Here is an 11,429-nt window from a genome sequence, read left to right as displayed (position 1 = left end):
TGCCTAGGTTCACGGCCATGGAGAGCACACCGCAGACCCCCCGACACCTCGTGGTCGTCGGCGGCGGGATGGTGGCGCGGCGCGTCGTCGACGCGCTCCGCTCCCGCGACGCGGCCGGCGCCTGGGCGGTCACCGTCCTCGCCGAGGAGCCGCGGGCGCCCTACGACCGCGTCGCGCTGACGTCGTACTTCACCGGCCGCGACCCCGAGGACCTGGCGCTCGGAGGCCAGGAGATCTGGGACGACCCCCTGGTCACCCTGCGCCGCGGCGTGCGCGTCGAGGCGGTCGACCGGGCCGCCCGCACGGTCACCGCCTCCGACGGGCGCACGCTCGCCTACGACGACCTCGTCCTGGCCACCGGCTCGTATGCCGCGGTGCCGCCCGTCCCGGGCCGGGACCTGCGCGGTGCGTTCGTCTACCGCACCATCGACGACGTCGCCGCCCTGCGCGCCCACGTCGAGCGGCTGCGGGACGAGCTCGACCGCCCCGTGCGGGGCGCCGTCGTCGGCGGCGGCCTGCTCGGGCTCGAGGCGGCGGGAGCCCTGCGCGCCCTGGAGTGCGAGGCGACCGTCGTGGAGTTCGCACCGCGGCTGATGCCGCTGCAGGTCGACGAGGGCGGCGGGGAGGCCCTCAAGCGCCTCATCACCGGCCTCGGGGTCGACGTCCGCACCTCGACGGCGACGGCCCGCATCGTGGGCCACCTGGGCCAGGTCTCGCGGATGGAGTTCACCGAGGGGCCGTCCCTGCCGGTCGACGTCGTCGTCTTCGCCGTCGGGGTTCGCCCGCGCGACGAGCTGGCCCGCGACGCCGGCCTCGAGGTGGGGGAGCGCGGCGGGGTCGTCGTGGACGAGTCGTGCCGGACCGCCGACCCGCACGTGTGGGCGGTCGGCGAGGTGGCCTGCATCGACGGGCGCTGCCTCGGTCTCGTGGGACCCGGGTACACCATGGCCGAGGTCGTGGTGGACCGGTTGCTCGGTGGCCGGGGTGCGTTCCCCGGGGCCGACCTGTCGACCAAGCTCAAGCTGCTCGGTGTCGACGTCGCGAGCTTCGGCGACGCGTTCGCCACCGAGCCCGGGGCGCTCGAGGTCGTCGTCTCCGACCCCGTGGCCGGGGTCTACAAGAAGCTCGTCATGTCCGACGACGCCCGGACGCTGCGCGGCGGCATCCTCGTCGGTGACGCCGGGGCGTATGCCGCCCTGCGCCCGATGGTGGGCCGCGAGCTCGGCGGCGACCCGGCGGCATACCTGCTCCCCGAGGGCGGCGCGCCCGCACCCTCGGGTGACCTGCCGGACGACGCCCCCGTGTGCTCGTGCAACAACGTGGCGGCGGGCGCGATCCGCTGCGCCGTGACCGAGGGAGGGTGCACCGACCTCGGCGGCGTCAAGGCGTGCACGCGCGCAGGCACCAGCTGCGGGTCGTGCCTGCCACTGGTCAAGAAGCTCGTGACGACCGAGCTCGAGAGGGCCGGCGTGGCCGTGGGGAACGCCCTCTGCGAGCACTTCGAGCTGTCCCGGGCCCAGCTGTTCGACGTGGTGCGTGTGCAGGGGCTGACGACGTTCAGCGAGATCGTCGCCCGGCACGGCCGCGGCCGCGGGTGCGACATCTGCAAGCCGGTCATCGGCTCGATCCTCGCCTCGCTCGGCACCGGGCACATTCTCGAGGGCGAGCGGGCGACCCTGCAGGACACCAACGACCACGTCATGGCGAACCTGCAGAAGGACGGCTCCTACTCGGTCGTGCCGAGGATCCCCGGGGGCGAGGTGACGCCGGAGGGGCTGCTCGCGATCGGCCAGGTGGCCAAGGACTTCGGCCTCTACACCAAGATCACAGGCGGCCAGCGGATCGACCTGTTCGGGGCGCGCATCGACCAGCTCCCGGCGATCTGGAAGCGGCTGGTGGACGCGGGTTTCGAGTCCGGCCACGCGTACGGCAAGTCGCTGCGGACGGTGAAGTCCTGTGTCGGCTCGACCTGGTGCCGCTACGGCGTGCAGGACTCCGTCGGCCTCGCCATCGCCCTCGAGCTGCGCTACCGCGGCCTGCGCAGCCCGCACAAGCTCAAGCTGGGGGTCTCCGGCTGCGCCCGCGAGTGCGCCGAGGCCCGCGGCAAGGACGTCGGCGTCATCGCCACGGACAACGGCTGGAACCTCTACGTCGGCGGCAACGGCGGGTTCACGCCCCGGCACGCGCAGCTGCTGGCGGAGGACCTCGACACCGAGACGCTGGTGCGCACGATCGACCGGTTCCTCCTCTACTACGTGCGGACCGCCGACCGGCTCCAGCGGACCGCCTCCTGGGTCGAGGACCACGAGGGCGGCCTCGGGGCGATCCGGGCCGTCGTCCTCGACGACAGCCTCGGCATCTGCGCCGACCTCGACGCGGCCATGGCCGGCCACGTCGAGTCCTACGAGGACGAGTGGGCGGCGGTCCTCGCCGACCCCGAGAAGCTGCGGCGCTTCTCCGCCTTCGTCAACGCACCCGACGCGGTGGACGACACGCTGGCGTATGTCGCCGAGCGCGGCCAGCCGCGCCCCGCGACCCCGGACGAGCGGCGCCAGGGCGTGCTCGTCGCCGGGACGACGCTGGAGGTGCGGCGGTGACCGCCCACGTGGACGTCGCGGGCGTGGACGCCGGCGTGAGCGGCGGCACCGTCGTGGACACCTGGGTGCCGGTGTGCCGCCTCGCGGACCTTCCACCCGAGCGCGGCACGGCCGCCCTCGTCGCCGGCGTCCAGGTCGCGCTGTTCCGCACCTACGACGACGCCCTGTATGCCGTGCAGCAGCACGACCCGTACAGCGGCGCGGCCGTGATGTCCCGGGGGATCGTCGGCACGCGTGGTGACGTGCCCACGGTGGCCTCACCCATGTACAAGCAGGTCTTCGACCTGCGGACCGGAGACTGCCTCGACCCCGTCGGCAGGGAGCCCCGGGCGCTGCGGACCTGGCCGGTCGAGGTGCGCGACGGCACCGTGCACGTCGGCGCGCCGGACGAGGACGGCCCGGCGTGACGACGCTCCTGGGTCTGGACCTGCGGGGTCGCCGCGTGCTGGTCGCCGGTGGTGGACCGGTGGCCGCGCGCCGAGCGGCCGCGTGGGTGGCGGACGGCGCCGTCGTCACCGTCGTCGCCCCGCACGTGTGCGAGGACCTGAGCGACCTCGTGGCGGCCGGCTCGGTGCGCTGGGAGCAGCGCGACGTCGCCGAGCACGACGTCGACGGGGCATGGCTCGTGCAGGCCGCGACGGACGACCCCCGCGCGAACGCGGACCTGTGCCGCTGGGCCGACCAGCGGCGCGTCTTCAGCGTCAACGCGGGGGAGGCCGGTGCCGGCTCGGCCCGGACCCCTGCCACGACGACGCATGCCGGTCTCGTCGTCGGGGTGCTCTCGCAGGACGGCTCCCCGGACCCCGCCCGCGCGGCGGCGGTCCGGGACGCGCTCGCGGCCCAGCTCACCTGCGGACCGGTCGACCTGCGACCTCGTCGTCGTGCGGCCCGGCCGGGGCCGGGCCGGGTGGTGCTCGTCGGGGGCGGTCCGGGCGCCGAGGACCTGCTGACGGTCCGCGGCCGGCGTGCCCTGTCGGAGGCCGACGTCGTCGTGACCGACCGGCTCGGCCCCACGGGGCTGCTGGCGAACCTGCCGCAGGACGTCGAGGTGGTCGACGTGGGCAAGACACCCGGGCTGCACGCCGTGCCGCAGGAGGAGATCAACCGGATCCTCGTCGAGCAGGCGCAGCTTGGCCGCACGGTCGTCCGCCTCAAGGGCGGCGACCCCTTCGTCTACGGGCGCGGGGGCGAGGAGGTGCGGGCGTGCCGCGCGCACGGCATACCCGTCGAGGTGGTGCCCGGCGTGAGCTCGGCGCTCAGCGGGCCGGGGCTGGCCGGCATACCCCTCACCCATCGCGGCACCGTCGGCTCGGTGCACGTGGCGCACGGCCACCGCGCGCTCGAGCCCACCGCCGTCGCCTGCGTGGTCGAGCGGAGCGCCACCCTCGTGCTGCTCATGGGGGTCTCACTCCTCGCCGAGCACGTCGACCGGCTCCTCGCGGCGGGGGCCGACCCGGGCACCCCCGCCGCGGTGGTGGAGCGGGCGAGCCTGCCGGACCAGCGGGTCACCACCGCGCCGCTCGACGGCCTCGTGCACCGGTGCCTGGAGGTGGGCGTCGCCGCGCCGGCGGTCGTGGTGGTCGGCGACGTCGCGGCTCCCGGCCTGCTGGAGGCGCCGGCGTGAGCGCACCGGCCCTGGGACAGGTGATGGCGGGCTGCGTCGTGCTCGTCACCGCCGACCGGCGCTCGTCCGAGCTCGGCTCCGCGCTGACCCGGCGGGGTGCGCAGGTGCGGCACGCCCCGGCGCTGTCGATCGTGCCGCACGTGCACGACGAGGAGCTGCTCGCCGCGACCAGGGCGCTGGTGGACGAGCCGCCCGACACGGTCGTCGTCACGACGGGCATCGGCTTCCGCGGCTGGGTGGAGGCGGCCGACGCGGCCGGCCTCGCCGACGACCTGGTCGAGGTGCTCGCGCAGGCGCGCATCGTCGCCCGCGGTCCCAAGGCGCGCGGCGCCATCCAGGCCGCGGGGCTGCAGGCCGACTGGGTGGCCGAGTCCGAGACCTCGGCGGAGATCCTCGACCTGCTGCTCGCCGAGGGCGTGGCCGGCCTGCGGGTCGCCGTGCAGCACCACGGCGCCGGCGCCGACGGCCTGGACGTCGAGCTGGCGGCCGCCGGAGCCGACGTCGCCAGCCTCGTGGTCTACCGCTGGGGGCCGCCGCCGGACCCCGACGCCCTCGCCGCGTCGGTCCGCGCCGCGGCGGCCGGCGAGGTCGACGCGGTCGTCTTCACGTCGGCCCCGGGAGTCCGTGCCTGGCTCGACGCAGCCGACCGGGAGGGGGTGCTGGCCTCCGTGGTGCACCGCTGCGCGACCGGCTGCATGGTCATGGCGGCCGTCGGCCCGGTGACCGCCGCGCCACTGCGCGAGCGCCGGATCGAACCCATCGTGCCGGAGCGCGGCCGGCTGGGAGCCCTCGTGCGCGCGCTGGTCGGCCACTACGAGCGGGCGCAGACCTCCGCCGTGTCCACGGTGCTCGGGCCCCTGCAGGTGCGGCGCACCGTGGCCCTGCTCGACGGCCACGTGCTGCCGGTCTCGCCGAGCGGCCTGGAGGTGCTTCGGGTCCTGGCCGACGCGGCCGGCGGCATCGTGACCCGGGGCCAGGTGCTCGCCGCACTGCCCGGGGAGTCGACCGACCCGCACGCGGCGGAGGTGGCGATCGCCCGGCTGCGCGAGGTCTGCGGCCGCTCCGTCGTGCAGACGGTCGTCAAGCGGGGGTACCGGCTTGCCGTGCCGTGACTCCCGCCGACGTCCCGGACGCCGGGTGCGCCGGATGCGGGTCGGCGCCCGGGGCACAGGCGTCAGCGCAGGGGGATGTCGTGCTCCGGGGTGCGCTCGTCCTCCGGACGCGGCCCGAAGATGCGCCGCTCGTCCTCGGCGATCGCGAGGTCGTTGATCGAGGCCTCGCGCCGTCGCATCAGCCCGGCGTCGTCGAACTCCCACAGCTCGTTGCCGTAGCTGCGGAACCACTGGCCGTCGCGGTCGTGGCACTCGTACTGGAAGCGAACGGCGATGCGGTTGCCGGTGAAGCCCCACAGGCTCTTGCGCAGGGCGTAGTCGAGCTCGCGCTCCCACTTCGCCGTGAGGAACTCGACGATCTGCTCGCGCCCCTGCAGGAAGGCGTCGCGGTTCCGCCACACCGAGTCGGGTGTGTACGCCAGGCTCACGCGATCTGGGTCCCTCGTGTTCCAGGCGTCCTCGGCGGCCTGCACCTTCTGCCGGGCGCTCTGCTCGTCGAACGGCGGGAACGGCGGACGTCCCTCGGTCATGGCTCCATCCTCTCCCGTGGCCTCGCGGCCTCCTGTGCCCTCGCGGTCCTTCCTACTCCTCGGACGCGGGTCGCGCTGGGGGTCCGGGGTGCACCTAGCCTTGCGGCATGGATCTCGGGCTGGACTTCGGCACCACGCACACGGTCGTCGCGCACGCGGACCGGGGCAACTACCCGGTCGTGTCGTTCCTCGACGCGGACGGGGACGCCCACGACCACTTCCCGTCGGTCGCCGCGCTCGACGGCGACGACCTCGTCTTCGGCTTCGAGGCGCTGGCGGCGGGTCGCCGGGGTGCACCGGTGGTGCGGTCGTTCAAGCGGGCGCTGGCCGAGCCCGGCACGGCGCCCGGCGCGTCCTTCGCGGTCGGTGGCCGGGAGGTGCCCCTCCTCGACCTCCTGACCGGTTTCTTCGCCGCGCTGCGCCGGGCCCTGCGGGAGGCTTCCAGCGTCGAGGCGGTGCCGGGGTCCGGTGACGACGTCCGGGTCGTGCTCGGCGTCCCCGCGCAGGCCCACAGCGCCCAGCGGTTCCTCACCCTCGAGGCCTGCCGCCGCGGCGGGTTCACGGTCGCCGGCATGGTCAACGAGCCGTCCGCGGCCAGCCTCGAGTTCGCCCACCGCCAGGCCCGCTCCATCACCTCGCGCCGCAACGTCGTCGTGGTCTACGACCTCGGCGGCGGCACGTTCGACACCTCCCTCGTCCAGCTCGACGGCACGACCCACGAGGTCCTCGACTCCCGCGGGGTGAACCGCCTGGGCGGCGACGACTTCGACGAGGCCCTGGCCGACCTGGCGCTGGAGGCGGCCGGAGTGGGCCGCGGCGACCTGGACGCGGGCGACTGGGCGGTCCTCGTCGACCAGTGCCGCGAGGCCAAGGAGCGCCTGACCCCGCAGTCGCGGCGCGTGCCCCTCGAGGTGCCGGGCTCGGACGCCGGGCTGGTCAGCGTCGACGTCGCCGACTACTACGCCGCCGTCACACCCCTGGTCGAGCAGTCCGTGGCGGCCATGGAGCCGCTCGTGGCGACCCTCCCGCCCGGCGACGACCCGATGGGGCTCGAGGGCGTGGCCGGCATCTACCTCGTGGGCGGTGCGAGCGGGCTGCCGCTGGTGCCCAGGTTGCTGCGCGAGCGGTTCGGGCGCCGGGTGCACCGGGCGCCACTGCCCAGCGCGTCGTCCGCGGTCGGCCTGGCCATCGCCGCCGACCGGTCGGCGGGCTTCTCGCTGCAGGACCGCCTCTCCCGCGGGTTCGGCGTGTTCCGGGAGCGCGAGGCCGGTGCGGGGGTCTCGTTCGACCCGGTGCTGGACCGCTCGCTCGCGACGGCGCCGGCCGTGGGCGCCGACGCCTCCTCCGAACCGGTGGTCGTGACCCGGCGCTACCAGGCGGCGCACAACATCGGCTGGTTCCGGTTCGTGGAGTACTCCTCCGTCGACGACCAGGGCGAGCCGAGGGGGGACCTCGCGCCCGTCGGCGAGGTCGTGTTCCCGTTCGACCCCACCCTGCAGCAGGACCGCGACCGGCTGCCGGACGGCGTCGCGATCGAGCGACTGGGGAGCGGGCCCACCGTGGAGGAGCGGTACACCGTCGACGCCGCCGGCATCGTGGCCGTGACCATCACCGACCTGACCACGGGGTACCGGCAGGAGCAGGTGCTGCGGGCCTGACCGCTGCGGGCCCGACGGCCAGCGGCGTGGGGCCGCGGGCCCGACGCCTCAGTGCCGCCGGAGCTCGTGCAGGACGACCGCTTCCAGGACCCCGTCCTCGACCACCGCGGTCATGTAGGTGCAGGACGGCTGCCGCCGCCGGTCGGTGGGACCCGGGGTTGAGCAGCCGCAGCCCCCGCGGGGTGGTCGTGTCCCAGGGGATGTGGCTGTGCCCGCTCGGGCAGGTCCCTGGCGCGCTTGGGCAGGTGCGTGTCCGCGAGGAGCAGCAGGTGGGTGGTCATGGGTCCGTCGGGGTCGCGCGTGGGCCGTGGGTGCCGAGGCGTGCCGGGCCGTGGCCCGGGCCCGGGTCAGGCCTCGGTGACCTCGGGAACCTCGACGACGCCGGCGAACTCGGTCGCCGGGAGGGCAGCCTGCCGCTTCTCCAGCGCGTCGGTCAGCAGGGTCACCAGCGCCTCGAGCTGGACGTCGGCGGAGGAGCCGACCTCCTCGTCCGACCCGTCGAGGGCGCGCGCCGCGAGCCCCGCCTTGTCGTCGATGAGCTGGGCGATGCGCGGGTCGATGGTCTGCGCCGCGATGATCCGCCAGGCAGTCACCGGCTCGGTCTGGCCGATCCGGTGCACGCGGTCGATGGCCTGCGTCTGCTCCGCGGAGGTCCACGAGAGCTCGGCGAGGACGACGTTCGAGGCGACCTGGAGGTTGAGGCCGACGCCTGCCGCGGTGAGCGAGCAGACCACGACCGAGATCTCGGGGTCGGTGAGGAACGCGTCGATGGCCGCCTTGCGGGCCTTGGGCGTCTGGTCGCCGCGGATCGAGGAGTAGCCGATCCCACGGCGTGCGAAGGTCTGCTCCGCCTCGTCCATGACGTCGATGTGCTTCGCGAAGAACACGACCTTGCCGACGTTGCGCGCCAGCTGCGCGGCGTAGTCGGCGGCCAGGCCGGCCTTGGCCTGGCCGATGCGGCGCATGACCGTGAACACGTTGTCGCCGGTCTTGTCCGACCCGCCGTCCTCGCGCTCCCACTCCGCGACCCGGCGGACCAGCTCGTGGTCGATGCCGTCGACCACGACGGAGACCTTCCGCGTCGCGAGGGCGGAGTCGTACCGGGCCACGAGCCGCCGGGCGAGCTCCTGCTCGGCCGCGCGGATGGAGCGCCCTGCCTCGTCGTCCAGCTCGACGGGGAGGTCGGCGATCCGGCGGGACGGGATGTCGGCCGCGACGTCCACCTTGCGCCGGCGGACGATGCCGAGGTTGATGACGCTGGTCCGGGCGGCCTTGTAGAAGCCGTGGTCGGCCGGGGTCAGGCCGTTCTCCTCGAGGGCGGCCATGAGCGTCATCCGCGGCTTGGTGTCGTCGATCCACCCGAGGAACTGCCAGATGGCCCGGAAGTCCTCGATGTCATTGATGAGCGGCGTGCCGGTGAGGGCCATGAGCAGCGGGTTGAGGCGGCGTGAGCGGATGCGCTCGGAGAGCTCGAGCACGTGGCGCGAGCGCTGGGAGGTCTTGTTCTTGATGAAGTGCGCCTCGTCGACGACCATGCCCTGGAAGCCGTGCTCGCCGAGCCAGCCGACGTGCCGGTCGAGGATCTCGTAGTTGACGATGACGATGTCGGCGAAGCCGTCCACGGTCTCGCCGTTGCCGTGCACGACGGTCGAGGTCCGGCGCGGGGTCCACAGCTCGGCCTCGCGGGCCCAGTTGGCCTTGACGACGTTCGGCACGGCGACCAGCAGGGGGAACGCGTCCGCGGCCTCCGCGGCGAGCAGCGCCTGCGCGGTCTTGCCCAGGCCCGGCTCGTCCGCCAGCAGGAAGGTCCGGTGGCCCTCCGCGGCGGCCGCCACGAGCTGGGCCTGGTGGCGCATGAGGTGCAGCCCGCGCATGCCCATCGGCAGCTCCGGGTCCTCGGGCAACGGCATACAGGTGGCGTCGCCGCCGCTCTCGAACGCACGGAACAGCGGCGTCAGCAGCTCCCAGCCGCCCAACCGGTTGGTCGTGGGGCGCGGGGGCACCGCCGAGTAGTCGGGGGCCAGGAACGGGTTCGCCAGCTGCCGGGCGATGACCGTCGGCGGCACGATCCGCTGCGGAGCGGCAGGCGCCACGGCGACCTCGTCCGGCTCGGGCTCCTCCTCGGGCTCGACCTCGCGGCCGGCCGCGCGGAGCATGTCCTCCTTCAGGCTCAGGGCGGCGGAGGAGACGGTGGCGTCCTCGGCCAGCAGGGCCAGCAGGGACGTGTCGCGGGCTGCAGTCTTGGCGAGGATGGTGGCGATTCCGTCGAGCCGGGTCAGGACGGCGGAGCGCTCCGCCTCCGAGACCTCCGGGTCGGTCTTCACGCGGGCGCGCTCCTCGCGCACGAGCAGGGCGACGACCTGGTATGCCGTGCGGGCGCCGGGGCGCACGGGGCCGCGCTGGGCGGCCGCCTCCACCTGGCGGACGGCCTTGGCGAGGACGGGGAGGATGCCCTCCTCGTCCCGGGTGCGCGGACGTCGTCCGTCGCGGGACGTGGGACGCGACGCGCCGGGACGGCGCGGAGCTCGCTGTGCCAAGCGGGTTCCTTCTCCTCGTCGGACACGGCACGGGCCGAGGACGGTGCCGGGGCACCGAGCGCGGGGCGGCTCGCCTGCCCGCCGACGGCACGACGCACCGGACCGGTGCGGCCGCGCGGCAGGGGAGGGGCTGGGCCCGTGTCGCTGGAGCGCCTCCGCCGTGCGGCGGGACGCAGGTCCCAGCGTACGCGGTCCGCCCGCCTGACGGGTACCCGACCGCCACATCGGCGCGCCCCGTCCCGGGACCGATGAGGAGCGGCCGGCGGCCGGGTCCACCCTGCAGACCGCTGTCGGCCCCGAGGGGCAGACTGGCGCCACCACCCAGGCAGGAGCGTGCCCCGTGTCCCTCACCCGGATCCAGAACTTCTCGATCTCGCTCGACGGCTTCGCCACGGGGGAGCCACAGTCCCTCGAGGCGCCGTTCGGCCACGCCGGCCAGCGCCTGCACCGCTGGATGATGGCCACCCGCATGTGGGACCCGGCCGGCAGCGACGGGGTCGACAACGCGATGGCGCAGCGGCACGAGCACGGCATCGGCGCCGAGATCATGGGGGCCAACAAGTTCGGGCCGCCCGGCTGGCAGGACGACCCGGACTGGCGCGGCTGGTGGGGCCCCCTCCCGCCCTTCCACACCCCGACGTTCGTCCTGACCCACCGCCCGCGCCCCCCGATGGAGATGGAGGGCGGGACCACCTTCCACTTCCTGGACGCGAGCCCCGCCGAGGCGCTCGCCGTGGCGACGGAGGCCGCCGGCGGGCTCGACGTCCGGATCGGTGGCGGACCCAGCGTGGTCCGCGACTTCCTCGCCGCAGGGCTCGTCGACCGCATGCACCTCGTCCAGGTGCCGATCGTCCTGGGCCGCGGGGTGCGCCTCTGGGACGGCCTCGAGGGCATCGAGGAGGGGTATGCCGTCGAGACGGTGTCCTCGCCCAGTGGCGTCACCCACCTGACCTTCACGCGGCGGCCGGGCGTCGCTGACGGCGCCTGAGCGCGCAATCCGGTTGCCTCGGCGTCACGGGTGTTGCCACGCTGGCGGGTATGCCGTCGCCCCAGTTCGAGCCGCCGTTCGACCAGCTGCTGGCCACCGCCGAGAGGGTCGCCCGTGAACGCCCCGAGGTGGACCCCGAGATGGCGCGCGAGGTCTTCGAGGAGGCGGCGACGCTGCTGTACAACGGACTGGCCGTGGAGGGACTGGACGAGCACGACGCCCGCCTCGTCGTCGCAGGGCTCTGCGAGGACCTCGTCGCCCCCGACCCGGGGGCTGCCGTGCGCCGGCGCACCCAGGCGGCCCTCGACGAGCCCGCCGGGCTGCACGACCCCAGGGGTGTCGCGGCCGCCTACGAGGTCTCGACCCGCATCCTCCAGCTCTGA

Annotated in this window: 9 protein-coding genes and 1 pseudogene; 7 read left to right on the top strand and 3 right to left on the bottom strand. The window is 74.8% G+C overall.

Annotated elements, in window-relative coordinates:
• Positions 1–17: 17 nt before the first annotated feature.
• The 4 genes from nirB to ACFUC1_RS00280 are packed head-to-tail and all read left to right on the top strand — an operon-like array spanning position 18 to position 5,333.
• Positions 18–2,597, top strand: coding sequence for a nitrite reductase large subunit NirB (nirB, locus tag ACFUC1_RS00295; RefSeq protein ID WP_379115876.1), 2,580 nt, complete (start codon positions 18–20; stop codon positions 2,595–2,597).
• Positions 2,598–2,620: 23 nt separating this feature from the next.
• Complete coding sequence (nirD, locus tag ACFUC1_RS00290) at positions 2,621–3,004, top strand: nitrite reductase small subunit NirD (RefSeq protein WP_379115959.1); 384 nt, start codon at positions 2,621–2,623, stop codon at positions 3,002–3,004.
• Positions 3,001–4,221, top strand: a complete 1,221-nt coding sequence (cobA, locus tag ACFUC1_RS00285; RefSeq protein WP_379115875.1) for a uroporphyrinogen-III C-methyltransferase — start codon at positions 3,001–3,003, stop codon at positions 4,219–4,221. Before nirD ends, cobA begins: the two co-directional genes overlap by 4 nt.
• Before the next feature lie 23 nt (positions 4,222–4,244).
• Complete coding sequence (locus tag ACFUC1_RS00280; protein WP_379115958.1) at positions 4,245–5,333, top strand: uroporphyrinogen-III synthase; 1,089 nt, start codon at positions 4,245–4,247, stop codon at positions 5,331–5,333.
• 62 nt (positions 5,334–5,395) lie between these two features.
• Here ACFUC1_RS00280 and ACFUC1_RS00275 read toward each other — a convergent pair whose 3' ends face one another.
• A complete protein-coding gene (locus tag ACFUC1_RS00275) occupies positions 5,396–5,863 on the bottom strand; it encodes a nuclear transport factor 2 family protein (protein ID WP_379115874.1) in 468 nt (155 codons plus the stop codon).
• Positions 5,864–5,970: 107 nt separating this feature from the next.
• On the opposite strand from ACFUC1_RS00275, the gene ACFUC1_RS00270 reads away from it, so the two are divergent.
• Entirely contained in the window at positions 5,971–7,521 is a 1,551-nt protein-coding gene (locus tag ACFUC1_RS00270; protein ID WP_379115873.1) for an Hsp70 family protein, read from the top strand.
• 48 nt (positions 7,522–7,569) lie between these two features.
• Here ACFUC1_RS00270 and ACFUC1_RS00265 read toward each other — a convergent pair.
• Positions 7,570–7,735: pseudogene (locus ACFUC1_RS00265) on the bottom strand (YfcE family phosphodiesterase); the annotation flags it as partial.
• 133 nt (positions 7,736–7,868) lie between these two features.
• Positions 7,869–10,058, bottom strand: coding sequence for a DEAD/DEAH box helicase (locus ACFUC1_RS00260; protein ID WP_379115872.1), 2,190 nt, complete (start codon positions 10,056–10,058; stop codon positions 7,869–7,871).
• 340 nt (positions 10,059–10,398) lie between these two features.
• Between ACFUC1_RS00260 and ACFUC1_RS00255 the strand changes: the two genes are divergently transcribed.
• Positions 10,399–11,046, top strand: coding sequence for a dihydrofolate reductase family protein (locus ACFUC1_RS00255; RefSeq protein ID WP_379115871.1), 648 nt, complete (start codon positions 10,399–10,401; stop codon positions 11,044–11,046).
• Between the two features lie 50 nt (positions 11,047–11,096).
• Positions 11,097–11,429 carry a hypothetical protein gene (locus ACFUC1_RS00250; protein WP_379115870.1) on the top strand — a complete coding sequence of 111 codons (333 nt, stop codon included), beginning with the start codon at positions 11,097–11,099 and terminating at the stop codon, positions 11,427–11,429.

The sequence above is a fragment of the Pedococcus sp. NPDC057267 genome (assembly GCF_042668795.1).
GTDB lineage: Bacteria > Actinomycetota > Actinomycetes > Actinomycetales > Dermatophilaceae > Pedococcus.
Note: the sequence above shows the minus strand (reverse complement) of the source record. Positions and strands in the feature narration are given on the sequence as shown.